General features: G+C 37.0%; 23 protein-coding genes, 1 pseudogene and 2 riboswitches. Of the genes and pseudogenes, 22 read left to right on the top strand and 2 right to left on the bottom strand.

What is annotated here, in order from left to right:
- Window positions 1–107: 107 nt before the first annotated feature.
- The 19 genes from MHI57_RS11130 to MHI57_RS11040 all read left to right on the top strand — a co-directional run bounded on the left by MHI57_RS11130 (window position 108) and on the right by MHI57_RS11040 (window position 20,786).
- Window positions 108–2,492, top strand: coding sequence for a 3-hydroxyacyl-CoA dehydrogenase/enoyl-CoA hydratase family protein (locus MHI57_RS11130; protein ID WP_095371982.1), 2,385 nt, complete (start codon window positions 108–110; stop codon window positions 2,490–2,492).
- Between the two features lie 57 nt (window positions 2,493–2,549).
- Complete coding sequence (locus MHI57_RS11125; RefSeq protein ID WP_095371983.1) at window positions 2,550–3,725, top strand: acetyl-CoA C-acetyltransferase; 1,176 nt, start codon at window positions 2,550–2,552, stop codon at window positions 3,723–3,725.
- Between the two features lie 213 nt (window positions 3,726–3,938).
- Window positions 3,939–5,723, top strand: a complete 1,785-nt coding sequence (locus MHI57_RS11120; protein WP_095371984.1) for an acyl-CoA dehydrogenase family protein — start codon at window positions 3,939–3,941, stop codon at window positions 5,721–5,723.
- Window positions 5,724–5,939: 216 nt separating this feature from the next.
- Window positions 5,940–6,296 carry an arsenate reductase family protein gene (locus MHI57_RS11115; protein WP_095371985.1) on the top strand — a complete coding sequence of 119 codons (357 nt, stop codon included), beginning with the start codon at window positions 5,940–5,942 and terminating at the stop codon, window positions 6,294–6,296.
- 86 nt (window positions 6,297–6,382) lie between these two features.
- Entirely contained in the window at window positions 6,383–6,766 is a 384-nt protein-coding gene (gene gcvH / locus MHI57_RS11110) for a glycine cleavage system protein GcvH (protein ID WP_095371986.1), read from the top strand.
- Between the two features lie 145 nt (window positions 6,767–6,911).
- The gene (locus MHI57_RS11105) at window positions 6,912–7,274 is read left to right on the top strand and encodes a toprim domain-containing protein (protein WP_411675025.1); all 363 of its coding nucleotides are present in this window, start codon (window positions 6,912–6,914) and stop codon (window positions 7,272–7,274) included.
- A gap of 4 nt (window positions 7,275–7,278) precedes the next feature.
- A complete protein-coding gene (locus MHI57_RS11100) occupies window positions 7,279–7,602 on the top strand; it encodes a thioredoxin family protein (protein WP_095371988.1) in 324 nt (107 codons plus the stop codon).
- A gap of 271 nt (window positions 7,603–7,873) precedes the next feature.
- Window positions 7,874–8,209, top strand: coding sequence for a hypothetical protein (locus MHI57_RS11095; protein ID WP_340976369.1), 336 nt, complete (start codon window positions 7,874–7,876; stop codon window positions 8,207–8,209).
- Between the two features lie 88 nt (window positions 8,210–8,297).
- A riboswitch (SAM riboswitch) is annotated at window positions 8,298–8,403 on the top strand.
- 80 nt (window positions 8,404–8,483) lie between these two features.
- Window positions 8,484–9,800: an O-acetylhomoserine aminocarboxypropyltransferase/cysteine synthase family protein gene (locus MHI57_RS11090; protein ID WP_095371990.1), complete on the top strand. Its 1,317-nt coding sequence runs from the start codon at window positions 8,484–8,486 to the stop codon at window positions 9,798–9,800.
- A gap of 87 nt (window positions 9,801–9,887) precedes the next feature.
- Window positions 9,888–9,992: riboswitch (SAM riboswitch) on the top strand.
- A gap of 113 nt (window positions 9,993–10,105) precedes the next feature.
- Window positions 10,106–11,131 carry a methionine ABC transporter ATP-binding protein gene (locus tag MHI57_RS11085; protein ID WP_095371991.1) on the top strand — a complete coding sequence of 342 codons (1,026 nt, stop codon included), beginning with the start codon at window positions 10,106–10,108 and terminating at the stop codon, window positions 11,129–11,131.
- Window positions 11,124–11,792: a methionine ABC transporter permease gene (locus tag MHI57_RS11080; RefSeq protein ID WP_095371992.1), complete on the top strand. Its 669-nt coding sequence runs from the start codon at window positions 11,124–11,126 to the stop codon at window positions 11,790–11,792. Before MHI57_RS11085 ends, MHI57_RS11080 begins: the two co-directional genes overlap by 8 nt.
- Window positions 11,793–11,804: 12 nt before the next feature.
- Window positions 11,805–12,638, top strand: coding sequence for a MetQ/NlpA family ABC transporter substrate-binding protein (locus MHI57_RS11075; RefSeq protein ID WP_328199008.1), 834 nt, complete (start codon window positions 11,805–11,807; stop codon window positions 12,636–12,638).
- A 720-nt stretch (window positions 12,639–13,358) separates the two neighbouring features.
- Complete coding sequence (locus tag MHI57_RS11070) at window positions 13,359–13,511, top strand: hypothetical protein (RefSeq protein ID WP_157733903.1); 153 nt, start codon at window positions 13,359–13,361, stop codon at window positions 13,509–13,511.
- Window positions 13,512–13,945: 434 nt separating this feature from the next.
- Complete coding sequence (gene sufC, locus MHI57_RS11065) at window positions 13,946–14,728, top strand: Fe-S cluster assembly ATPase SufC (RefSeq protein ID WP_095371994.1); 783 nt, start codon at window positions 13,946–13,948, stop codon at window positions 14,726–14,728.
- Window positions 14,729–14,745: 17 nt separating this feature from the next.
- The gene (sufD, locus tag MHI57_RS11060; RefSeq protein WP_095371995.1) at window positions 14,746–16,056 is read left to right on the top strand and encodes a Fe-S cluster assembly protein SufD; all 1,311 of its coding nucleotides are present in this window, start codon (window positions 14,746–14,748) and stop codon (window positions 16,054–16,056) included.
- Complete coding sequence (locus MHI57_RS11055; RefSeq protein ID WP_095371996.1) at window positions 16,056–17,285, top strand: cysteine desulfurase; 1,230 nt, start codon at window positions 16,056–16,058, stop codon at window positions 17,283–17,285. The genes sufD and MHI57_RS11055 overlap by 1 nt, the downstream gene beginning before the upstream one ends.
- Entirely contained in the window at window positions 17,275–17,718 is a 444-nt protein-coding gene (gene sufU / locus MHI57_RS11050) for a Fe-S cluster assembly sulfur transfer protein SufU (protein ID WP_095371997.1), read from the top strand. Before MHI57_RS11055 ends, sufU begins: the two co-directional genes overlap by 11 nt.
- Window positions 17,719–17,789: 71 nt before the next feature.
- Complete coding sequence (gene sufB, locus MHI57_RS11045) at window positions 17,790–19,187, top strand: Fe-S cluster assembly protein SufB (RefSeq protein ID WP_095371998.1); 1,398 nt, start codon at window positions 17,790–17,792, stop codon at window positions 19,185–19,187.
- 510 nt (window positions 19,188–19,697) lie between these two features.
- Window positions 19,698–20,786: an N-acetylmuramoyl-L-alanine amidase gene (locus MHI57_RS11040; RefSeq protein ID WP_095371999.1), complete on the top strand. Its 1,089-nt coding sequence runs from the start codon at window positions 19,698–19,700 to the stop codon at window positions 20,784–20,786.
- A gap of 134 nt (window positions 20,787–20,920) precedes the next feature.
- On the opposite strand, the gene MHI57_RS11035 is transcribed toward MHI57_RS11040, so the two are convergent.
- Complete coding sequence (locus MHI57_RS11035; RefSeq protein WP_095372000.1) at window positions 20,921–21,466, bottom strand: TetR/AcrR family transcriptional regulator; 546 nt, start codon at window positions 21,464–21,466, stop codon at window positions 20,921–20,923.
- Between the two features lie 117 nt (window positions 21,467–21,583).
- On the opposite strand from MHI57_RS11035, the gene MHI57_RS11030 reads away from it, so the two are divergent.
- Complete coding sequence (locus tag MHI57_RS11030; RefSeq protein WP_095372001.1) at window positions 21,584–22,381, top strand: SDR family oxidoreductase; 798 nt, start codon at window positions 21,584–21,586, stop codon at window positions 22,379–22,381.
- A gap of 64 nt (window positions 22,382–22,445) precedes the next feature.
- Here the strand turns inward: MHI57_RS11030 and MHI57_RS11025 are convergent.
- A pseudogene (locus MHI57_RS11025) lies at window positions 22,446–23,750 on the bottom strand (lysine N(6)-hydroxylase/L-ornithine N(5)-oxygenase family protein).
- Window positions 23,751–23,909: 159 nt separating this feature from the next.
- Between MHI57_RS11025 and MHI57_RS11020 the strand changes: the two are divergent.
- Both MHI57_RS11020 and MHI57_RS11015 read left to right on the top strand, forming a co-directional pair.
- Entirely contained in the window at window positions 23,910–24,056 is a 147-nt protein-coding gene (locus MHI57_RS11020) for a lmo0937 family membrane protein (RefSeq protein WP_157733904.1), read from the top strand.
- Window positions 24,057–24,411: 355 nt separating this feature from the next.
- On the top strand, window positions 24,412–25,380 hold the full coding sequence (locus MHI57_RS11015) for an ABC transporter substrate-binding protein (protein WP_095372003.1): 969 nt from the start codon (window positions 24,412–24,414) through the stop codon (window positions 25,378–25,380).
- Window position 25,381: the final 1 nt, after the last annotated feature.

Genomic DNA, 25,381 nt, shown 5'->3' with positions numbered 1-25,381 from the left:
ATTAAATTTTGCAAATATTTTATTATTATAAGTATCAAAGGAATTTCCAAAATTTTTTATAGAAAAAATGAATGAGCATTCATTCAAAATCGAAGGAGGAAGAACAGTTGACCAAACAGATTAGAAAGGCTGCTGTTTTAGGCTCAGGTGTTATGGGCTCTGGAATAGCCGCACATTTAGCGAATATTGGTATACCAACACTTTTATTAGATATTGTTCCTCGCGAATTAAGTAAAGAAGAAGAGGTAAAGGGGATTACCCTTAAGGATAAACAGTTCAAAAATAAAATTGCCGAAAGTGGTAAGCAAAAACTATTAAAGCAAAAACCTGCACCGTTAACAGCGAAGAAAAATATTCATCTTATTGAGGCCGGTAACTTCGATGATGATATGGAGCGCTTGAAAGAAGTGGATTGGATTATTGAGGTGGTGGTAGAAAATCTCAGTGTGAAAAAAGACGTGTTTGCCCAAGTAGACAAATATCGTCGTCCTGGAACAATTGTCAGTTCTAATACATCTGGTATTTCCATCGAAGCAATGGCTGAAGGACGTTCTGAAGACTTTAAGAAGCATTTCCTAGGCACTCATTTCTTCAATCCACCACGTTACTTAAAACTATTGGAAGTGATTCCAACTAAGGAAACATCTCCTGAAGTACTTTCTTTTATGCAAACTTTTGGTGAGGATGTTTTAGGAAAAGGTGTTGTTATCGCAAAAGATACGCCGAATTTTATTGCCAATAGAATCGGCACATATGGTCTCCTTGTAACAGTACAAGAAATGTTAAAGGGTGGATTTACTGTTGGTGAAGTAGATTCAATTACGGGACCACTTATTGGTAGACCGAAAAGTGCGACTTTCCGTACATTGGACGTTGTCGGTTTAGATACGTTTGCCCATGTAGCTAAAAATGTTTATGACCAAGTAGAAGGTGAAGAAAAACAAGTATTCGATGTACCAGATTTTATTAATAAGATGTTAGACAAAGGCTGGTTAGGCAGTAAGACAGGACAAGGTTTTTTCTTAAAACAGGGGAAAGAAATTTTAGAGTTAAATCCTAAAACCTTGGAATACGGTCCTCGTAAAAAGTTGAAAACGGCAGCGGTAGAAATAGCTAAACAACAAAAAGGGACAGCAAACAAAATGAAAGCGCTTGTATACGCAGATGATCGCGCTGGAGAATTATTATGGAAGGTGTTATCACCAGCATTAGTTTATTCTGCGCAACTCCTAGGGGAAATTGCCGATGATATTCAATCCATTGATGATGCAATGAAATGGGGATTTGGTTGGAATATGGGCCCATTTGAAACATGGGATGCCATTGGTTTGGAACAATCAGTTAACAAAATGAAAGCGGAAGGATTAGACATTCCAGAATGGGTTGAGAAAATGATCGCTGATGGGCATACACAGTTCTATAAGGAAGAGAACGCGACAACTTATGTGTATGAAAATGGTGAGTATCAGCCGATTAAGTTAAATGCAAAAGTAATAAACTTAAAGCAATTAAAACAAAAACAAGGTGTGATTAAGAAAAATACTGGAGCAAGCTTAATCGACTTAGGCGATGGCGTCGCTATCTTAGAGTTCCATTCAAAGAGTAATGCGATTGGTTTAGACATTGTTCAAATGATTAATTTCGCTATTGATGAAGTAGAGAAAAATTATAAAGGTCTTGTTATCTCCAATCAAGGAAAGAACTTCTGTGTCGGTGCAAATATCGGAATGATGTTAATGGAAGCTCAAGATGATAATTACTTCGAATTAGATATGGTTATCAAACAATTCCAAAATGCGATGACGAAAATCAAGTATAGTGCAAAACCAGTCGTAGTGGCCCCATTCGGTATGACACTTGGCGGAGGAGCGGAAGTAGCTTTAAGTGCGGCACATGTTCAAGCATCAAGTGAAACTTATATGGGCTTGGTGGAAGCAGGAGTTGGATTAATTCCAGGTGGTGCAGGGAACAAGTCACTATATTTGAAACATTTAGCAAGCATGCCTAAAGGAGTTCAGTTTGATCTACAGAACGTGGCCAATAAAGTCTTTGAAACAATTGCGATGGCAAAGGTATCTACATCAGGAGAAGAGGCGAGAGAAAATAACTTTTTGAATGCTTCGGATGCAATTAGTGTGAATGGAGATCACCTCATTTATGATGCTAAACAAGCGGTATTAGCATTGGCAAATGCAGGTTACCTTCCACCAGCAAAAGTGAAATTCCCAGTAGTTGGTGAAACAGGGTATGCCGCATTACTTTTAGGTGCTAATTCTATGCATTTATCTGGTTATATTTCAGAACATGATTTGAAAATCGCCAAAGCACTGGCATATGTCATTGCTGGGGGCAAAGTGCCTTTTGGTACAGAAGTGGATGAGCAATATATGTTAGACCTTGAAAGAGAAGCATTTTTAAAACTTATTGCAGAGCCAAAATCTCAACAACGAATGCAACACATGCTCTTAAAGGGTAAACCACTCCGTAACTAATTATAGATTGCTAGAGAGAATAAAAGATACCGAGAGTAGAAGGAGAGGGAAAAAGCAATGAAAGAAGCTGTAATTGTTGCAGGTGCTAGAACACCTGTCGGTAAAGCAAAAAAAGGCTCACTTGCCACTGTACGGCCAGATGATTTAGGTGCACTTGTTGTAAAAGAAACGTTGAAACGAGCTGGAAATTATGAAGGTAGTATAGATGATTTAATTATTGGTTGTGCCATGCCAGAAGCAGAGCAAGGTTTGAATATGGCCAGAAATATCGGTGCATTAGCTGGGCTTCCAGACTCGGTACCAGCAATCACAGTCAATCGCTATTGCTCATCAGGGTTGCAATCAATCGCTTATGGTGCCGAAAAAATCATGCTTGGTCACGCAGATACAGTGATCGCCGGTGGAGCTGAATCCATGAGTCTTGTACCTATGATGGGTCATGTTGTCCGTCCTAATTTAACTTTAGCCGAGACAGCTCCTGAATATTATATGAGTATGGGGCATACAGCAGAGCAAGTTGCTGGGAAATACGGCATTTCAAGAGAAGAACAAGATGCATTCGCTGTGCGTAGTCATCAAAAAGCAGCGAAAGCAATAAGTGAAGGTAAATTTGCTGATGAAATTACTCCGGTTGATGTAACACTCCGTCAAATTGGATCGGATAATAAAGTGAAAGAACGCACCTTCCAGTTTTTACAAGATGAAGGTGTACGGAGCGATTCAACAGTTGCAACTTTAGGGAAACTGAGACCAGCTTTTAATGTGAAAGGCTCAGTCACAGCGGGGAATTCATCACAAACAAGTGATGGTGCAGCAGCTGTAATGATTATGGACAGAGAGAAAGCAGATGCACAAGGACTGCAGCCTTTAGTGAAGTTTCGTTCTTTTGCTGTCGGAGGCGTGCCGCCAGAGGTTATGGGGATTGGGCCAATTGTAGCAATTCCTAAAGCTTTAAAACTAGCGGGGTTAGAGCTATCAGATGTCGGATTATTCGAACTAAATGAAGCTTTTGCTTCTCAATCCATTCAAGTCATTAGAGAATTAGGGTTGGATGAAGAAAAAGTGAATGTTAACGGGGGAGCTATTGCTTTAGGGCATCCACTTGGGTGTACTGGGGCTAAGCTAACACTATCATTAATTCATGAAATGAAGCGTAGAAACGAGCAATTTGGTGTTGTAACGATGTGCATTGGTGGCGGAATGGGTGCCGCAGGTGTGTTTGAACTTCTTTAAAAACGACTAAGTTCGTTTTTTAAACCAATAGTGTTATAGAGTGGAAGACACTCGACTCCTGCGGTTAATAGATCAAAGAAATCTGAGCCCTGAAAAAAGTGAGTGTCTGATGCGCAATGAACCGAAGTGAAAGTTCTATTTAACTACCTTTGAAAAAACAATGTTAACAAAAACTGCAAAAAGCATAAAGAATGAAGATGGAGGATGATGAACGTGTCAAATCAAACTGAAAAATTTATTAAAGGTGGAAGCTTTTTAATTGAAGATATTTCTTATGAAAATATGTACACACCAGAGGATTTTAGCGAAGAACAAATCATGATTGCGAAAACAACAGAAGATTATGTGACAAATGAAGTGGTCCCTCAAGTGGATTATTTAGAACAGCATGAATTCGATCGCTCTGTAAAACTATTGAAAAAAGCTGGTGACTTGGGCTTACTTGGTACAGATGTGCCAGAGGAATACGGTGGACTCGGTTTAGATAAGGTAAGTTCAGCACTTATCGCTGAAAAAATGTCACGTGTCGGTGGTTTCTCTATCTCACACGGTGCCCATGTAGGTATTGGTTCTCTTCCAATTGTATTGTTCGGGAATGAAGAGCAAAAGCAAAAATACTTACCGGTGCTTGCGACAGGCGAAAAATTAGCTGCCTATGCACTAACAGAACCAAGTTCAGGATCTGATGCATTAGGAGCAAAAACAACTGCTAAATTAAACGCAGAAGGCACACATTATTTATTAAATGGGGAAAAACAATGGATTACGAATGCTGGGTTTGCCGATGTGTTCGTTGTTTATGCCAAAATAAACGGTGACCAATTCACAGCTTTTATTGTTGAAAGAGAATATCCGGGTGTATCAACAGGTGCTGAAGAAAAGAAAATGGGTATTAAGAGCTCGTCTACAAGAACACTTATTTTAGAAGATGCACAAGTACCAGTTGAAAATGTACTAGGTGAAATTGGTCGTGGTCATGTCATTGCCTTTAACATTTTGAATATTGGTCGTTACAAACTTGGTGTAGGTGCAGTGGGTGGTTCTAAGCATGCCTTTAAATTAGGGGTAACTTACGCTAACCAACGTCAACAATTCAGTACGCCTATTTCTTCTTTTAATTTAACGAAGGAAAAATTCGGAACAATGGCAAGTAAAATTTATGCAGCTGAAAGCTCCGTTTACCGTACAGTGGGTCTATTTGATGACAGAATGAGTCAACTGAGTGATGAAGAAGTCAAAGACGGTAAAGAAGTAGCGAAGTCTATTGCTGAATATGCAATAGAATGCTCACTTAATAAGTTCTTCTCTACCGAAGTTTTAGATTATGTAGTTGATGAGGCAGTTCAATTACATGGTGGTTATGGCTTTATGGCAGAATATGAAGTAGAAAGAGCTTACCGTGATTCTAGAATCAATCGAATCTTTGAAGGAACAAACGAAATCAACCGTCTTTTAGTACCAGGAACGTATGTTAGAAAAGCAATGAAAGGTGAACTGCCTTTATTCGAAAAAGCAATGGCACTTCAAGAGGAATTGATGATGATGATGCCAGAAGAGCCAGGTTCTGAAGCATTAGAGCAAGAGAAATATCTTGTAAAGAACGCTAAGAAAATCGCATTACTTGCAGCAGGTTTATGTGCACAAAAATACGGAAAAGCTTTGGATAAAGAGCAAGAAGTTCTTGTGAATATTGCTGATCTGGTTTCTTACGCCTATTCTATGGAATCTACTGTTCTTCGTACTGAAAAAGCCATTGTAAAAGACGGAGTAGCAAAAGCTGAGCAAAAGCTATTATACACACAAATTTTCTGCCAAGAAGCATTTAATCAAATTGAGTTGATTGCGAAAGAAACTTTAGTAGGTGTGGAAGAAGGCGATACATTACGAATGATGCTTTCAGCGCTTAAGAAGTTTACGAGACATACTCCAACAAATGTAATTGCGAAAAAACGTCAAGCGGCTGAGAAAATTATTGAAGCTGAAAGGTTTGTAGTATAATATTTATCTTGAATAAAGTGAAGGAAAGTAACCTATTTACTTCCTCCATTTGCGAAGTTTATGACTTGAGGCTCAAGAACAAATTTGGGCCTCTTTGTTTTGTTTTTAATATGATAATAATTACAATTCTTCGTTATGAAAATAAAAAGAAATATGTTATGCTAATGAAACGATAGTATTCATGAATATAGGTATGATAAAATAGGTGGTGAAAACATGGCACTTACTTTCTATTGGTATCCTAAATGTGGTACTTGCCGAAAAGCGAAAAAATGGCTAGATGAACATGAAATAGCCTATGATGCAATACATATAGTGGAAAATCCTCCATCCCGCAAGGAATTAGAAGATCTTTACAAAAAGAGTGGGTTAGAGCTAAAAAAATTTTTCAACACAAGCGGTCAAAAGTATCGTGAGTTAGGATTAAAAGACCGAGTGAAAACGGCCTCAGAGTCGGAACTGTTAGATTTATTAGCATCGGATGGAATGTTAATTAAACGTCCATTAACAACGGATGGTACGAAAGTAACAGTCGGATTTAAAGAGCTAGAATTTGAACAAAATTGGCTGTAAATGGTGGATGCGCTTTATACGTTTTAAACGATCGTTTATTCGGTCATTAAAATAAACAATTTCCTAAATTAATGGAGGTATGAAACATGAGCACACCTAAAGAATTACGTTATTCAGAAGAACACGAGTGGGTAAAAACAGAAGGAGATAAAGTTCGTATTGGTATTACATACTTTGCTCAATCAGAACTTGGAGATATCGTATTTGTTGAGCTTCCAGAAGTAGGAGATGAAGTAACTGCTGATGAACCGTTTGGTAGCGTAGAATCTGTTAAAACAGTTTCTGAGTTATATGCACCAATTAGTGGTAAAATCGTTGAGATTAACGAAGAACTTAGCGATAGTCCAGAATTTGTGAATGAATCTCCTTACGAGAAAGCATGGATGATTGTTGTTGAGCCATCCGATGCAAGTGAAATTGACAAGCTAATGACAGCTGAACAATATGAAGAAATGACAAAAGAAGATTAATTGTAGTTAAATAAAGAAGGTCAAATCATTAAATGGTTTGACCTTTTTCTAAATTTCTATATAGACATACCAGATGAGTGCTGAAAAGTTTTCAAATGTAAAAAGGCTTACTATTATAAAATATATAAATGATATATATTAGGTGATGAGCATGCATATAGAACATGGCAATAAAGTGATTATTGTTGAAGGTAAATCTGACAAACGAAAAGTGAAAGGACTAATCAGAGAACCTGTAGAGATCTTATGTACAAATGGAACGATTGGCACTTCGAAGTTGGATGAATTAATTGATTATTTAATTGGGAAGGAAGTCTATATATTAGTCGATGCTGACGCATCAGGAGAAAAACTTCGTAAACAATTTAAGAGAGAGTTACCAGAGGCAGAGCATATCTATATTGATAAAATGTATCGTGAAGTCGAGGCGGCACCTGCGCATCATTTAGCTACAGCCTTAATAAGTGCAAATATAGATATATATACCGAGTATTTAGATAAAGGATGATAACATGATTGACTGGTCAAACAATGACTTAAATGATTTGATCGCAAGGAAGCAATCCGGCTTATTTTATTTATTCACTCCTATGTGTGGGACATGTCAAGTCGCCGGGAAAATGCTAACAATTACTGAGCAACTGTTGCAGAACCTTCCTATAGGTAAAGCCGACCTGAATTTTTTGCCAGCAGTGGCAGAAAAGTATGAAATTGAAAGTGTACCGTGTTTACTTGTGTTTAAAAAAGGAGAGTTAGTTGATAAGCTTTATGCTTTCCATTCAGTACCTTATTTACTTGAACAAATTCAATCATATGAATTACAGTCTCAATTTTAAAACCACTTATTGTTTAGGAATAAGTGGTTTTCTTATGCTTTTAATCAAGGGGGGTTGCGTAAATGTTTAATTACACCGCTCACTCATTCTAGGCAGATGAATCGATGGGATATTTCTTTTTTCTGTCGATAAGTCTAGCTTTTGACATATTTCTCGGGAAATAGGTTGTGAACATTGTTGGAAATAAATGTTCTGTCAGTTAAAGTCGATAGTTAGGAGAAGGAAATCATTTCTTGGAACAGAATTATAGAATATAAGACGCGGGCTGGGGGTGGTTTCAATAGAGGAATTCATTTATCATTTCAATCAATCTTTAAGAGTAAATGATCATATTTTAATGATGTTAAAGGAACCTATAAGGATTCGAGTAGAATTAGAACAAAATCTAATGTATTTGACATTAGACCGTAAAAGGCTGCTAATTAAACATACTCGCCCATTGAAAAATTATCATATAAACATTCAAACTACTGCTGACCACTTTCATTCTTTGCTTCAAGGGCGTACGAGTCTAAAGAAACAAGTGGATGAAAAGCATATCATCCTTAAGTCGACTTTTAGACAATTATTAAAATTAGATGCCATTTTCGTATTAAATCAAAAATAATCATAAATACATCAAATGTCCTAAAAAAAGATTGACTTCCCAAAAAAAGGTTGTTATTCTATCCTTAGAATAATTAGAAAATTAAATATTCTTATCGAGAGTGGTGGAGGGACTGGCCCTATGAAACCCGGCAACCGGTTGTTTGATACACGGTGCTAATTCCAGCAGAGCATAAAAGCTCTGGTAGATAAGAAGAGATGATAAACCCTCTTCTTTGTGAAGAGGGTTTTTGGTCGTCTTTTCTTTCCAATTTAAAAAAGAGGAGAGATGTAAAATGGCAGAAAAAGAAAAGCAACTTCGATTTGAAACAATTGGTGTTCATGGTGGGCTAAAACCTGATCCAGTAACAGGGGCAAGAGCGGTCCCAATCTATCAAAATAATGCTTATCAATTCCAGAATACAGAGCATGCGCAAGACTTATTTGGCTTAAAAGAAACAGGATATATTTATTCTCGTATTCATAATCCAACGGTTACTGTGTTTGAGGAAAGAGTTGCATTGTTAGAAGGGGGAACAGGCGCATTAGCATTAGCAAGCGGGCAAGCAGCCATTTACTTAGCTCTTCTTAATATTGTTCAAGCGGGTGATGAAATTGTAGCTGCCTCTAATTTATATGGAGGTACATATAATTTATTTACAGTCACTTTACCAAAGTACGGCATCAACGTTAGGCTTATCGATATTAATAATGAAGAGGAACTACGAGCAGCAATCAATGAGAAGACACGAGCTGTATTTGCCGAAACCATTGGTAACCCGAGTTTACAAGTACTAGATATTGAAACAGTTTCAAATATCGCACATGAACATGGTGTGCCGTTAGTGGTTGATAACACATTTGCAACTCCTTATCTATGTCGGCCAATTGAGCATGGCGCAGACATTGTTGTTCACTCTGCAACGAAATGGTTACTTGGGAATGGGACGACAATGGGGGGGATCATTGTTGACGGTGGTAAATTTGATTGGAACTCAGAGAAGTATCCAGGATTAAGTCAGCCGGATACAAGCTATAACGATATAGTATATAGTGAGGCACTGGGCCCTGTAGCATATATTACTAAAGCGAGAGTGCAGCTTCTAAGAGATTTAGGTCCAGCACTAAGTGCACAAAGCGCCTTCCAATTTACGTTAGGTTTAGAAACGTTAACGGTTCGAATGAAAGAACATATTGCTAATACGAAAAAAATTGTGCAATATTTAAATAATCATCCTGCTGTTAATTGGGTACTTTATCCGGGCGATGACAACCATCCTAATAAAGAATTAGCAGACAAATATTTATCTAAAGGTGCAGGGGCAGTTGTCGTTTTTGGCATATCTGGTGGGCGTGAAGCAGGTGCGAAGGTTATTAATTCGGTTGAGCTGTTCGCACATGTAGCGAATGTAGGTGATGCAAAAAGTCTTATTATACATCCAGCAAGCACAACGCATCAACAACTTAATCAAGATGGGTTAAAACAAGCAGGTGTACCTGAAGACTTAATCCGATTATCAATTGGAATTGAAAATGTAGAAGATTTGATCGATGATCTTGAATCTGCTATTGAAGCGGCAACCGGTATTGCTTCATTAAATATAAGGGTCTAACAACTATTATTTCAGATTTGACACCTACTTCAATGACATGATACTATTACACAGGTACACAAAAAAATTCAATATATTCATAGTTTGCTCTTATTTAGAGAGGTGGAGGGAAGTGCCCTTTGAAGCCCGGCAACCGTCATTTAATTGAAATGGTGCCAATTCACTCAAAGCATTAGCTTTGAAAGATGAGAGAAAGGAATTTTCATAACAAGCCTTTCTGCTCATAAGCAGGAAGGCTTTTTTTATAAACAATGGATATGCTATAAATGTGTTGGTTTTTCTGGATTGAAGAGGTGAAGTATAAAATGATTTCAATAAAAGATGTAAAAAAGATTTTCTCAACGAAAAACGGGAAAGTAAATGCAGTAGACAATGTTAACCTCGAAATTAACGAGGGTGAAATATTCGGTGTAATCGGATACAGTGGTGCGGGTAAAAGTACATTGATTCGTATGTTAAATGGACTTGAAATCCCGACGGAAGGCGTTGTATCTGTAGCTGGGAATGAAGTTTCTCGCATAAAAGGTGCTAGCTTAAGAAAGGCTAGACAAGAAATAAGCATGATTTTCCAACATTTTAATTTATTGTGGTCTCGAACAGTACGAGAAAACATTGCGTTTCCATTAGAAATTGCTGGTGTACCTAAGAAAGCGCGACTAGAGAGAGTTAATGAATTAATTAAATTGGTTGGACTAGATGGTCGAGAGGATGCCTATCCCTCGCAATTAAGCGGTGGACAAAAACAGCGAGTAGGTATTGCTAGAGCACTTGCCAATAATCCTAAAGTACTGTTATGTGATGAAGCGACAAGTGCTCTAGATCCGCAAACAACTGATAGTATTCTCGACTTACTTGTTGATATTAATGAACGTTTAGGGTTAACTATTGTGTTAATTACGCATGAAATGCATGTCATTCGCAAGATTTGCCACCGTGTGGCTGTCATGGAAGGTGGAAGAATTGTTGAAATTGGCGAAGTGCTAGATGTGTTCCAAAAGCCAAAAGAACCTATTACGAAGCGATTTGTTCAACAAGTGACCGAACCGGAAGAAACGAAGGAAACGATTACACATTTACTGAGTGCTTATCCAAATGGCCAAATTGTTCAACTTGGATTTGTAGGTGGTTCAGCGGAACAACCATTAATCACAAACTTAATTCGCCACTACAATGTAACAGTGAATGTATTACAAGGAAAGATATCCCAAACACAAAGTGGCTCTTACGGTACCTTATTTATTCATATAGATGGAGAGTCGGATGAGGTTACCCGCGCGATTGAATATATTCATTCGCAGAAGGTTGGCGTGGAGGTGATTTCCCATGCTTAATGAATGGCTACCAAATGTGGATTGGGAAAGAATGTGGGAAGCAACAAAAGAAACTTTATATATGACAAGTATTTCTGTTATAGCCACGTTTATTTTAGGAATTATTCTTGGATTACTTTTGTTCTTAACCTCTAAAGGTAATATATGGCAAAATCAGCTAGTTAATAAGATCATTGCGGCATTCGTCAATGTCTTTCGATCCATTCCGTTTTTAATCTTGATTGTGTTATTAATCCCTTTCACAAAAATGATTTTAGGGACAATGATTGGTGAAAATGCAGCATTACCAGCACTCATTATTGGTGCAGCACCTTTCTATGCAAGAATGGTGGAAATTGGCTTACGTGAAATTGATAAAGGTGTCATTGAAGCCTCTAAATCGATGGGTGCAAAAACAAGTACAATTATATGGAAAGTACTCATCCCTGAATCTATGCCAGCGCTTGTTTCGGGTATTACCGTTACAGCGATTGCGCTAGTCGGATATACGGCAATGGCAGGTGTCATAGGTGCAGGAGGATTAGGTAACCTTGCCTACTTAGAAGGTTTCCAAAGAAGTAGATATGACGTTGTATGGATTGCAACGATTATTATCTTAATTATCGTGTTTATCATCCAAATGATTGGTGATTTGATTACTTCCAAACTAGACAAACGATAGGAGAGCTAAAAAATGAAAAAATGGTTATCTGTTTTAATGATTGCAGCTGTTGCATTATTTATTGCTGCCTGTGGATCTTCAGATGAAGGTAGCGAAGGATCTGATGAAGGAACAAAAACATTAAAAATTGGGGCATCTAACGTACCGCATGCTGAAATCCTTAATGAAGCAAAACCTTTATTAGAAGAAAAAGGAATTGAGCTGGATATCACAACGTTCCAAGATTATATTGTACCGAACCAAGCGTTAGAGGGTGGCGATATTGATGCGAACTATTTCCAACATATCCCTTATTTAGAATCTCAAATGGCTGAAAATGATTATGATTTTGTTAATGCTGGTGGTGTTCATATCGAGCCAATTGGTGTTTATTCACAAGAATATGATAGCTTAGATGATCTTCCAGAAGGAGCAACAGTTATTATGAGTAGCTCTGTACCTGACCATGGTCGTATTTTGACAATGTTAGAAAAGGAAGGTTTGATTACACTAAAAGCTGATGTCGATAAAACGACAGCGACAATTGATGATATTGAGGAAAATACGAAAAATCTAAAGTTTGATACGGAGTATGAAGCAGCACTTCTTCCACAAATATATAATAATGGAGAAGGTGACGCAGTTCTAATTAACTCTAACTATGCAATTGATGCTGGCTTAAATCCAGTGGAAGATGCAATTGCACTTGAAGAAAGTGATTCTCCATATGTGAATGTAATCGCAGTTAGAGCTGGGGATGAAGACAAAGAAGAAATAAAAGCACTACTAGAAGTATTACACTCTGAAGAAATCCAAAATTTCATTGAAGAACAATATGAAGGTGCAGTTGTACCTGTTACTGAATAATAGAAATTTATTAAAGAAGTCTACTTAGTTGTAGGCTTCTTTTTTTGGTAAGGCGATGTAAAAGATATATTCCACTGAGTCAATCACCTTTTGGGACTAACTAGGACAATTGATGGAGATAAGGTAGATTGCTTTTGAAGAATCCCTGAATTTGATTTGATAGAAACAAGAAGTGAGGAAAATTTGTATTATTAAGAAAGAAAATGATAAATATAATTTACAAGCTTTTCCCCATGATCGGTTTTCAGCGTACATCAAGGTTAAGGATACGAAAAATTGCTAATAAAAGCGGCTTGCGAACGAGAGAGAAAATTGCAAAGATAGCAGAACAAAAACCGATTAGATCGTATATCAGAAGTTGAAAATAAAAATCTTAATAAAAAACAAATAATAATTCTCTGTATATTGCTTAATCTTACAAAGGTGACCTTAACTGTTGATTAGAGGTGTTTTGCACAGACAAAATAGTCATTCCTAACTTTTGTATGAGTAAAGGTGAATATTTGTAAGTATTGACCCATGAATTTATGAATAAAAGAGGTGGATAAAACCAATCACGATAAATTCAGTAAAAAAGCGTATTTTCGTGTTTTATCGTGTTTGAGTCGGGTAAGTTTATAGTGTAGTATTTTTATTGTAATCATTATAACGCTTTAAACGGCGAAAATTTGAAAGGATTGATTCATTATTAGTCAGCTACAGCTGAATTACACAAGCGAAATGGAAAAGGCCATGCACGGAGCATATGGAGTAGGTTATGAAACGTATTGCCAAAGACAGGATGTAAGGATGCGCGTAGAAAAACAGCGTGAAAAAGATTACTTAAAGAGTCAAAGAATTGTTGCCGATATCGAACGTAAAGCACATGCTTAAATAAAGAGGAGAGCTGTCAGTTAGACGGCTCTTTTTGTATATAATAAATGAAAATGAGATTTAATTACGTCAATGTTAAGTTGGCGTGAAACCATATATTGTGTAAAAATCTGGTTTCTTTTGTTTATATAATTGCTTATGAACAAGATGATTATGCCGATTTTAATTTGGACATAAATGCAAGTAGAAAAGAACTTAACAATAAGTCATATATAAATAGAAGAAAAATGAGTTATTTTCGCTAAATTTAGTGTAGAATAATGGATGGTGATAGGTTTACAACATATACATAGTGGAAATATCGTCTAATATGTGCAAAGAGTTGATATCACATTTAATTTGTTATAAGATTGTAATGAGAATAAAGTGAGAATTAAACTAGAAATGAGATTTGACTTAACAGTGCAAATCTTTTTTATTACGGAGGTATAAACATGGCATCTACATTAACAATTAAAGACCTTCATGTTGAAATTGAAGGAAAAGAGATTTTAAAAGGTGTTAACCTTGAGATAAAGGGTGGAGAAATCCACGCAATTATGGGTCCTAACGGAACAGGTAAATCAACATTATCTTCCGCAATTATGGGACATCCGAAATATGAAGTAACAAAAGGAAGTATTATTTTAGATGGTGAAGATGTACTTGAAATGGAAGTAGATGAGCGCGCGCGCGCAGGTCTATTCCTAGCAATGCAGTACCCAAGTGAAATCAGTGGCGTAACAAATGCAGATTTTTTACGTTCCGCAATTAATAGCCGTCGAGAAGAAGGCGAAGAGATTTCTCTAATGAAATTCATTCGTAAAATGGATAAAAACATGGAGTATCTTGAAATGGATACAGATATGGCCCAACGTTACTTAAACGAAGGCTTCTCTGGTGGGGAGAAAAAACGTAATGAAATCCTACAGATGATGATGATTGAGCCTAAAATTGCGATTCTTGATGAAATTGATTCTGGATTAGATATCGATGCATTGAAAGTCGTTTCTAAAGGGATTAATGAAATGCGCGGTGAGGAATTTGGTTGCTTAATTATTACTCACTATCAACGTCTATTAAACTACATCACGCCTGATCACGTGCATGTAATGATGCAAGGTCGTGTCGTTAAGTCTGGTGGACCAGAATTAGCACAAAGACTAGAAGCTGAAGGTTATGACTGGATTAAAAAAGAATTAGGTATTGAAGACGAATCAGTTGAGCAAGAAGCGTAAGAGTTAGGAGGATCACTATGTCAACAGAAATAAAGTTACCATTTGATAAAGAATACGTACATTCTTTTTCAAAAGATATGGGCGAGCCTGCATGGATGACAGATCTCCGTGTAAACGCACTGGAGAAAGCTGAAGATCTTCCAATGCCTAAGCCTGATAAAACAAATATTTCAAAATGGAATTTCACTCAATTTGATAAGCATATCGTGGGAAGTGAAGATTACTCTTCATTAACTGACTTGCCAGAAGAAGTAAGAAGCTTAATCAATTTAGAATCAGCTGACCAAAATTTATATATTCAGCGTAATAATCGTCCGGCATATATCTCTTTATCAAAGACAGTTCTAGATCAAGGTGTTATTTTCACCGACATCTTTACTGCTGCTAGAGAGCACGGAGATCTGTTACAAAAATATTATATGACAGATGGGGTAAAGGTTGACGAACATAAGTTAACAGCTTTACATGCTGCACTGATGAATGGTGGCGTATTTGTCTATATTCCTAAAAATGTAGAAATCAAAGAGCCACTACACTCTGTATTTATTCACGACGATCAAGAAGCAAACCTATTCAATCATGTATTATTGGTTGCTGAAGATAATAGTTCTGTTACTTATGTAGAAAACTACATTTCAACAATGGAAGAAAGCAAAGGCATTTTTAACATCATTTCCGAAGTTGTTGCTAATACAAATGCAAAAGTAACTTATGGAGCGGTAGACACTTTATCTGCTGGAACTACTGTATATGTGAATCGTCGCGGAGTTGCTGGCCGAGATGCACGTATTGAATGGGCATTAGGCTTAATGAATGATGGCGATACAGTATCTGATAATAAAACGAATTTAATCGGCGATGGTTCATATGGAGATATGAAAACAGTCGTTGTAGGTCGCGGGAAACAAACGCAAAACTTTACAACAAACATCGTACACTTTGGTAAAGCATCTGAAGGTTACATCTTAAAACATGGTGTAATGAAGGATGCAGCTACTTCCATCTTTAATGGAATTGGTAAAATTGAGCACGGAGCGACAAAGGCAAATGCAGAACAAGAATCTCGTGTATTAATGTTAAGCGAAAAAGCACGTGGAGATGCGAATCCAATTCTATTGATTGATGAAGATGATGTAACAGCTGGTCACGCAGCTTCTGTTGGTCGTGTCGACCCGTTACAATTATATTATTTGATGAGTCGTGGTATTTCACAAAAAGAAGCAGAACGCCTTGTTATTCATGGCTTCCTTGCTCCAGTAGTTAATGCTCTTCCTATCGAAGGGGTTAAAAAGCAATTAACAGCTGTGATCGAAGGGAAAGTTCAATAATGAATGCAAAAGAGATTCGCGAGCTATTTCCAATACTAAATCAAGAAGTCAATGGCCATCCATTAGTGTATTTAGATAGCGGTGCTACATCACAAAAACCAATTCAAGTGATTGAAGCGGTACAAAAATATTATCATAACGATAATTCAAATGTTCATAGAGGTGTACACACTTTAGGTACAAGGGCTACTGACGGCTATGAAGGCGCCAGAGAAAAAGTCCGCAAGTTTATCAGGGCAAAATCCACTGAAGAAATTATCTTTACTAGAGGAACAACGACTAGTATAAATAAAGTGGCTGCAAGCTATGCGAGAGCGAATCTTTCAGAAGGGGATGAGATTGTTATCTCCTATATGGAGCACCATAGTAATATTATTCCTTGGCAACAAGTGGCTAAGGAAACTGGTGCAACATTAAAATATTTACCATTACAAGAAGATGGAACAATTGCTCTGAGTGATGTTTCCGCTACAATTACAGACCAAACGAAAATTGTTTCTGTTACACTTGTATCTAACGTATTGGGTGTAATCAATCCTATTAAAGATATTGCCAAAATTGCTCATCAGCATGGAGCTGTAATGGTTGTTGATGCTGCACAAGGGGCACCGCATTTAAAAATTGATGTGCAAGATCTAGATTGTGATTTTCTTGCTTTTTCAGGACATAAAATGTGTGGACCTACTGGTATTGGTGTTCTTTATGGAAAGAAACAACTTTTAGAAAATATGGAGCCAGTTGAATTTGGTGGCGAAATGATTGATTTTGTCGGCTTATATGAGTCTACATGGAAAGAACTTCCGTGGAAGTTTGAAGGTGGCACACCAATCATTGCTGGAGCGATTGGACTAGGTGCAGCGATTGATTTCTTGGAAGAAATTGGTTTAGACCAAATTGAGGCTCATGAACATAAGCTTGCTGCTTATGCTTTAGAGAGACTTTCTGAAGTAGAAGGCATGAAAATTTTCGGTCCAAAAACAGCAGCAAATCGTGCAGGAATTGTTACATTTAATTTAGATGATGTTCACCCGCATGATGTGGCAACGGTATTAGACGCTGAAGGAATCGCTATTAGAGCGGGACATCATTGTGCACAGCCGTTAATGAAATGGTTGAAGCAATCAGCAACAGCTAGAGCAAGCTTCTATTTATATAACACAGAAGAAGATATTGATAAGCTTACAGCAGGGCTTATTAAAACGAAGGAGTATTTCAGCGATGTCTTTTAATAACTTAGATACCCTCTATCGCCAAGTGATTATGGATCACTACAAGAACCCTCGAAACAAAGGCGTGCTTGAAGATGATAGCTTAACAGTTAATATGAATAATCCGACTTGTGGAGATAGAATTCAGTTAACCTTAAAGCTCGAAGATGGGAAAGTCGCTGATGCCAAATTTGAAGGTGAAGGCTGTTCTATCTCAATGTCATCGGCATCTATGATGACACAGGCGATTAAGGGAAAAACAAAGGAAGAAGCAGTAAAGCTATCTCATATTTTTTCTGATATGATGCTTGGGAAAGATTATGACGACGATATCGATTTGGGTGATATTGAAGCACTTCAAGGTGTTTCCCAATTTCCGGCACGTATTAAGTGTGCGACACTAGCGTGGAAGGCGATGGAAAAGGGAATGAACGAGGAAGATACAGCTAAGTAGTCATAGAGTTGTGACGTTAAAATAAATCATGGTGAAGGATTTTTCTAACCATAAGAATGGAGGAATACGAAATGGCAAAAAAAGCACCTGAAATCGGCGATTACAAGTATGGATTTGCCGATAAGGACATTTCCATTTTCCGGTCAAAACGCGGTTTAACTAAAGAAATCGTGCAAGAGATTTCTAAAATGAAGGAAGAGCCTCAATGGATGCTTGACTTCCGATTAAAATCTTTAGAGCACTTCTACAATATGCCAATGCCTCAATGGGGTGGCGATCTATCAGCACTAAACTTTGATGAGATTACGTATTATGTAAAACCATCTGAGAAAACAGAGCGTTCTTGGGATGAGGTACCTGAAGAAATCAAACAAACTTTTGATAAGTTAGGTATTCCAGAAGCGGAGCAAAAATATCTTGCTGGGGTTTCAGCTCAATACGAATCTGAGGTTGTTTACCATAATATGCAAGAGGATCTTGAGTCAAAAGGAATTGTCTTTAAAGATACAGATTCTGCCCTACGTGAAAACGAAGATATTTTCCGTGAGCACTGGGCAAAGGTAATCCCACCGACAGATAATAAATTCGCTGCATTAAACTCAGCCGTATGGTCTGGTGGTTCATTCATCTACGTTCCTAAAGGAATTAAAGTAGACACACCATTACAAGCTTACTTCCGTATTAACTCTGAGAATATGGGTCAGTTCGAGCGTACGTTAATCATTGTAGATGAAGGCGCACATGTACACTATGTTGAAGGTTGTACAGCACCTGTTTATACAACAAATTCACTGCATAGTGCCGTAGTTGAAATTATCATCAAAAAAGGCGCGTATTGCCGTTATACAACAATTCAAAACTGGGCAAATAACGTGTTTAACCTCGTTACAAAACGTGCAGTTTGTGAAGAAAATGCAACAATGGAATGGATTGATGGTAACATCGGATCCAAACTAACGATGAAATATCCAGCCGTTATTCTTAAAGGTGAAGGCGCTCGTGGTATGACATTGTCCATCGCATTAGCAGGTAAAGGACAACACCAAGATGCAGGTGCGAAAATGCTACACTTAGCACCTAATACATCTTCGACAATTGTCTCTAAATCAATTGCTAAACAAGGTGGTAAAGTAACTTACCGTGGAATTGTTCAATTTGGACGTAAAGCAACTGGCGCACGTTCAAATATTGAATGTGATACATTAATTATGGATAATCAGTCAACTTCTGATACGATTCCTTATAATGAAATCATGAATGACAATATTTCATTAGAGCACGAAGCAAAGGTATCTAAAGTATCTGAAGAACAACTATTTTATCTAATGAGCAGAGGTATTTCTGAAGAAGAGGCAACAGAAATGATTGTTATGGGCTTCATCGAACCATTTACAAAAGAACTTCCAATGGAATATGCTGTTGAAATGAACCGTCTTATCAAGTTCGAGATGGAAGGTTCAATTGGATAAATGCTTAAAACCCTTATTATTTAAGGGTTTTTTGTTTGGAGTGATAGAGGGAAAATACGTTCGTGCCGATTCAGATTATTTTCTCGTTTATTTTTAGTATATGAGGCGAACTTTTTTAGTTCGTCTTCTTTTTTTGAGTTTAAGTCAGAGGTTATTTAGTTTAATCAGTCATGCTACTTTTTCATAATTGTCTACAGAGTGAGATGCATGCAAGGAATTTCCCCACCCAAAAACAGCAAGTCGTTCGTTTATTGTCATAATTTTTGAATGTCGATTATGTTTTTAGGTTACTACGCTATTTTGGGAAGCCAAATGCATTTGCATTAACAACACGGTTGAAACAATAGAGTAGCAAATGCGTCTTATATACCTAGACCAGTAATTTGCTCATTATATTTTTACTCCTCCATTCTATAGAAAAAATAGGCTTTCTATATGTATTTTTATGAAGGGCTGTCCACACGGGCAGTCCTTTTTACTTATATATTATAGAAAGGAGAGTGTTTTTATATGGTTAATGTGATAAAGCAGCTGGTATCTCAGGAAGTGGTTAATCAACGCTCTTATGGTAAAGGGAACAAAATTCAATATATAACACCACATCAAACAGGAAATATGGGAATCGGAGCAAATGCACAGATGCACGCTAATTTACAGTCGAACTTAAATTCAAGACAAGCTAGTTGGCACTACCAAGTGGATGATCGCATGGTAATTCAGTCATTTGAAGATGATGTGATGTGCTGGGCAGCAGGAGATGGGCGAGGTCCGGGGAATACGGCGTCGATTCATATTGAAATGTGCATCAATGCCGATGGAGATTATGAACAGACAATCAATAATGGAGCAGCATTAGTCAAAATGTTGATGGACAAGTATGGGTTGGATCGGAGTAGAATTAAACAACATCACGATTGGTCAGGGAAAAACTGCCCAGCACAATTGCGCGCGGGTTATAAGGGCATTACATGGGAGGATTTTTTGAATAAAGTAGATGGGGTGCAGGAAGAGGAAAATTTCGGATCCCCTTCCCCCGGTCCTAATCAGCCGAAACCAAAACCAAAACCGGTTGAGAATGGAAATAGTATTGTCGACTATCTTAACGCACAAGGGATCGACTCATCTTTCAAGAATCGAGCAATATTAGCAAAGCAATATGGGATGAATAATTATCAAGGTACGGCGGCGCAAAACATTGCTTTATTAGAAAAAATCAAAAAAGGAGTGCCGAAGAAGCCACAAATAGCCCCGAAAGCGAATCTGAATGTGGACGGAAAATGGGGAAAATCAACAACGAGAGCACTACAAAAAGCACTTGGTACTCCTGTTGATGGTATCATCAGTAATCAGCCGAAAAATAGTGTAACGAATGCCTTCTATGATGGAACGATTCACTTTGCTAGTGGAAAACAAGGAAGTCCGATGGTAAAAGCATTACAACGAATGATTGGTGCAAATCCTGATGGTTTTATGGGTCCTCATACAGTAAGAGCGTTACAAATATATTTGGGGACGGTTGTTGATGGTGTACTAAGTCGTCCATCCCTCGTTGTAAAAGAAATGCAACGACGACTAAATGCAGGAACTTTTGTTAAATAAATGAAGATAAAATAAAAAGCAAGGTTACTTTAATGGAAGTATTCACCTTGCTTTTTTTATATTATTGCATAGAGAAATTCAATTGACTTGTATATCCAAAGAATAAAGATCCTTAATGGAATAATCATTTTTCCTTAGAGTTCGCCGTTTTCATGTTTGTATGTGAAGCTTGACCAATCTGTAGTCCCTATCTTTCTTAATTCAATAGCAGCTTCCTCAGGTGTCATTTGAAAAGAGTCATATACCCATTCAGCCAGAAAGCCAACTGTGCCATAGCTAGAAAAGGAGGCGTAACTTTTATGGTTATAGACATGCATTAATGCTGCAGATAGTTCTCGTGATAATTGGTGAATGAATTGTGGGTTTTTTAACTGTTCTTTATAAAAAGATTGATAAGAAAAGACATGATTACATATATCCTTGGTTGTTTCTTCAACCTTTAAATGGGGATGGTGCATTTTTTTAGCTTGAGGATAAAAGGCTAAAAATTCGTTGATAATGTCCTTTGAGAGTTGCTCAAGCAAATCATATTTATCATAGTAATAGACATAGAAGGTAGAGCGACTAATGCCTGCTCTTTTTACAATCTCTTTTACTGTTATAGAAGAGAATGTCTTTTGATGTAATAGCTCTAGTAGTGCTGTGATGATATAAGCTTTTGCAGATGTATTTTGTAGCATTGCTTCCTCATCTCCTTAAATTGGACATTTAGTGTGAAAATGTCGTTTGTTTGTATTGGCTTGTTTTTTTACAATTATAAGTGATAGTAAATTGAAGTATAACGGAGGGGAACATAAGTGACAAATGTTCATGTAATAACTGGTGGTACAGGTGGCATGGGAAAAGCGATTGCAGAAGCGTTAAACAAGGAAGATATCTATTTGCTCGCCGATGTGAATGAAGAGAGATTAAAACAGACCCAACAAGAGTTAAATGACAAAGGAATCGCTCAAGTACATTATCAAACAGTAGATATAACAGATCAAGAAAATGTTCGAGCATTGGTGCAAAAGGCTGATTCATTAGGTGAGTTAAAGTCCATCATCAATACAGCTGGATTATCACCGACGATGGCTGATGCGAAAAGAATTGTTGATGTTAATTTAAAAGGAACAAGTATCATTTTAAATGCCTTCTATGAAATCGCACAAAAAGGGACAGTTGCCGTCTGTATTTCCTCAATGAGTGGACATATGGTGCCAAAGGAAGGGCCGTATAGCGAAATACTAAAGGCGCCGTTAGCTGAAGATTTACACAAGAAGATGGAGCCTTTCTATCAAACGAATTCTGGTGCTGCCTATAGCTTTTCGAAATTAGGTGTTTTATTAATTGTAGAAGACCAAGCATGGAAGTGGGGACAGAAAGGGGCGCGAATTGTTTCTGTTTCTCCAGGTACGATAAATACACCAATGGGTAGACAGGAAGCTAGTCAATCTGAGCAAATGAAGATGTTACTAGAAAAAACACCTTTGCAGCGTGAAGGAGAATCAACTGAAATTGCTTCAGCCGTTGCGTTTCTAGTGAGTGATGCTGCAAGTTATATTACTGGAACTGATTTAAGAGTCGATGGTGGCACTGTCGCTAACCTAAAATAAAAAAGAAACCCTGCTGAATAGACTTTCATCTGCAGGGTTTCTTTATTGACTGTCTCAACATTGACTAGTGTTTCGGTGAAAATTGCTGAAAAACCGTTTTTGTTGGTTCAGGGTATATTTCTTTTCCAACAATTGAATTGATGATTTTTTGATTTCTTAGAACAGATAGGCCTAGATTTGTTGCACTAGCCCCGTGAGAATGCTCGATATTGGTTAAGGTATAGATATGATTTGTTTTCTTTTTCTTAAAGTCAATTTGATAATTTTCCGTTACTTTGAATCGTTTATTGTCTTCTCAAATAATTTCATCGGCAAATTGTGATAACCAATTCGGTAGGGCGGGTTTATAACCAGTTGCTAAGACGACCTTTTCCGTTTGATGAGTAAATTTTTTCTCCTGCTGCCATTGTTGACAATGTAGATGGTACGTCTTCTCTATTTTCTCTATTTTCTTCGCTTCTGTTAAGGGTTGGATAGTTACATTGAGTTTTTCTCCACTAATAGAACGATGGTAAAGCAGATTATAAATTTTCTTTAAAGTTTCGGGGTCAATGCCATTCCGTAGTTGATTTAAAGAATCTAATGCTTCTAGACGATGGTCAAAATCAAGTTGATGGAAATAATGAATATATTCAGGCGAGAAAAATTCTTTCCCTAATTTGGCATCTTCTTTTTGAAAAAGGCCTGAAGATCTTGTAAACCATGTTAGTTCATAATCGTGGTTTTTCTGATCTAACAATAAGTCGTAAAAAATCTCAGATGCACTTTGACCAGAACCGATTACAGTGACTGAATGCGCACTTTTCAATTGCTTCTCATGAAACAAATACTCACTTGAGTGACTAATATCATTGTTTGGCCAATCTCCATCTAATCCCTTTGGAACCATTGGTATACTGCCAGTTCCGATAATGAGATTCTTTGTTAAATAGTTGGATACTTCTTTTTTTAGTAGATTCTCTACAGTTACTTGATAAAGATGATCTTTTGTTTCTATCACATTTGTTACACGATGGCTGAAATAACAATGTGATAATTGATGGGCTACCCAACTACAATAGTCACTATATTCTTTGCGCGGAATGTTGAATTGGTTGAAAAAGTAGAACGCATATAAGCGCTCATGAGTATGTAAATAATTGATAAATGTATATGGACTAGTTGGGTCGGCAAATGTTACTAAATCAGCTAAAAAGGGTGTCTGTAAATCTGTGCCCTCTATAAGCATACCTGGATGCCATACAAACTCCTCTTCTTGTTCAAAAAATAATCCATCTATCTCTTTGACTTGATCAGTTAAAGCTGCAAGACTTAAATTAAAAGGCCCTAAGCCAATGCCAATAAAGTCATAAACGACAGGTGTGCCCAATAGTATCCCTTCTTCCGTTAATAGGTGAAATATCTATTCTGTATTTTCCCTTCCTCTCATATATTCTAAACATAGAGAAATGTTCTGTAGGTTTAAGTGTTTTTTTTCTGGGGTATGTAAGAGTATCGAACAAATACACAACAGAAAGGACAATGTAAAATGCTCTGGACGATTATCGGTATTTTAATTATTTTATGGATTTTGGGATTTAGCTTTGATGTCGCAGGAGGACTTGTCCACCTATTATTAGTTATTGCACTCGTCGTTTTATTATTCCAATTAATTACTGGAAGACGTAGACCTTAACGGGACATCTGAGGGTAAATAATATAAGAACGAACGCCCACCTTAATGAAGGTGGGCGTTTTCATTGTGTCGTTTGATTGAAGAAATGTTCATTCAAGATATGATATCGATTATATACGATTTTATTAAAGATAAGAGCATTTAAAATGATTAAAGAATGAATAGTAGTGTGAGCAATAAAAATAGTGTATTGCCAAACGCTATTTTTTACATTAAAATGAGAATGATTATCATTGTTGAAAGGTTAAAATCAAATTAAATTCTCAAATGATTAGCTTTTAATATTTCGGAATTTTCTTCACTTTGAATGAGATTGCTATGATAATTAATTTTTTTGGAAATGGAGCTTTGATTAATGAAGAAATTATATTTTATTATGCTTTTATTTGTACTCATTTTAGCTGGTTGTATGCAAAAGGAAGAAGAGAGTAATAGTGGAGAAGAGAATAATAGCAATCAAACGATTGTCATTGAAGATGCGTCAGGTGAACGCAGCTTTGAAGGAGTTCAGGAGAAAGTAGTTGCTCTTGAATGGAGCGTGGCTGAAGAGTTATTAGCTGTTGGTGTACAACCAGCTGCAGTAGCTGATGTAGAGGGGTTTAATAAGTGGGTAACAATTGACGCTAAATTAGATGATAGTGTTGTGGATATTGGTTTAAGAACAGAACCAAATATTGAAGAAATAGCAAAGTTAGAGCCCGATGTGATTATTGGTATGGAATATCAAGAACAGTTTAAAGCGGACCTTGAAAAAATAGCTCCTGTAGTGATTTTTGATAGTTCTACAGAGGAAGCTCAAAAAGACTTATATGCTTACATGTTACATACATTAAAGCAGACAGGTAAGCTAGTAGGTAAAGAACAAGAGGCTGACGAGGCAGTTGCTCATTTAGAGGAAAAAATGGCAGAAGCGAAAGAGAATATATCTGCAGCTCAATTAAAGACAAATGAATTTGTTTTTACACAAGCTTATTCTGCGAATCAAGCCCCGACCTTTCGATTATTTACAGAAAACTCAACGGTGAGCCATACACTTGAAGGTATAGGATTGACGAATAAAATACAGGACCAAGATCCTCAGCCGAGTGGTTTTATTACAACAAATGTAGAGGGTGTATCTAAGTACGAAGAAGCTATATTTCTTCATACTGTACAAAAAGATGATCCGTTATTTAATAATTTAGAAGGAAACAAAGCTTGGAATTCTTTATACTTTGTAGAAAATGATTTGATGTACGATGTAGGCGCAGGTGTGTGGACGTTTGGTAGTGTTCTTTCTATGGAAACTTTAGTTGATCATGTTGAAGAGACATTAGTGAAGTAAT

Origin of the sequence: Cytobacillus sp. FSL K6-0129 (genome assembly GCF_038007625.1) — a bacterium.
Taxonomy (GTDB): domain Bacteria; phylum Bacillota; class Bacilli; order Bacillales; family Cytobacillaceae; genus Cytobacillus; species Cytobacillus kochii.
The sequence above is the reverse complement of the archived record's forward strand: the minus strand, read 5'-3'. Positions and strand labels throughout refer to the sequence as shown.

Coding starts and splice junctions, on each gene's coding strand:
- MHI57_RS11125 (WP_095371983.1), top strand. CDS start 2,550: ATGAAAGAAGCTGTAATTGTTGCAGGTGCTAGAACACCTGTCGGTAAA.
- MHI57_RS11115 (WP_095371985.1), top strand. CDS start 5,940: ATGGCACTTACTTTCTATTGGTATCCTAAATGTGGTACTTGCCGAAAA.
- gcvH (WP_095371986.1), top strand. CDS start 6,383: ATGAGCACACCTAAAGAATTACGTTATTCAGAAGAACACGAGTGGGTA.
- MHI57_RS11105 (WP_411675025.1), top strand. CDS start 6,912: ATGAGCATGCATATAGAACATGGCAATAAAGTGATTATTGTTGAAGGT.
- MHI57_RS11100 (WP_095371988.1), top strand. CDS start 7,279: ATGATTGACTGGTCAAACAATGACTTAAATGATTTGATCGCAAGGAAG.
- MHI57_RS11090 (WP_095371990.1), top strand. CDS start 8,484: ATGGCAGAAAAAGAAAAGCAACTTCGATTTGAAACAATTGGTGTTCAT.
- MHI57_RS11085 (WP_095371991.1), top strand. CDS start 10,106: ATGATTTCAATAAAAGATGTAAAAAAGATTTTCTCAACGAAAAACGGG.
- MHI57_RS11080 (WP_095371992.1), top strand. CDS start 11,124: ATGCTTAATGAATGGCTACCAAATGTGGATTGGGAAAGAATGTGGGAA.
- MHI57_RS11075 (WP_328199008.1), top strand. CDS start 11,805: ATGAAAAAATGGTTATCTGTTTTAATGATTGCAGCTGTTGCATTATTT.
- MHI57_RS11070 (WP_157733903.1), top strand. CDS start 13,359: ATGGAAAAGGCCATGCACGGAGCATATGGAGTAGGTTATGAAACGTAT.
- sufC (WP_095371994.1), top strand. CDS start 13,946: ATGGCATCTACATTAACAATTAAAGACCTTCATGTTGAAATTGAAGGA.
- sufD (WP_095371995.1), top strand. CDS start 14,746: ATGTCAACAGAAATAAAGTTACCATTTGATAAAGAATACGTACATTCT.
- MHI57_RS11055 (WP_095371996.1), top strand. CDS start 16,056: ATGAATGCAAAAGAGATTCGCGAGCTATTTCCAATACTAAATCAAGAA.
- sufU (WP_095371997.1), top strand. CDS start 17,275: ATGTCTTTTAATAACTTAGATACCCTCTATCGCCAAGTGATTATGGAT.
- sufB (WP_095371998.1), top strand. CDS start 17,790: ATGGCAAAAAAAGCACCTGAAATCGGCGATTACAAGTATGGATTTGCC.
- MHI57_RS11040 (WP_095371999.1), top strand. CDS start 19,698: ATGGTTAATGTGATAAAGCAGCTGGTATCTCAGGAAGTGGTTAATCAA.
- MHI57_RS11035 (WP_095372000.1), bottom strand. CDS start 21,466: ATGCTACAAAATACATCTGCAAAAGCTTATATCATCACAGCACTACTA.
- MHI57_RS11020 (WP_157733904.1), top strand. CDS start 23,910: ATGCTCTGGACGATTATCGGTATTTTAATTATTTTATGGATTTTGGGA.
- MHI57_RS11015 (WP_095372003.1), top strand. CDS start 24,412: ATGAAGAAATTATATTTTATTATGCTTTTATTTGTACTCATTTTAGCT.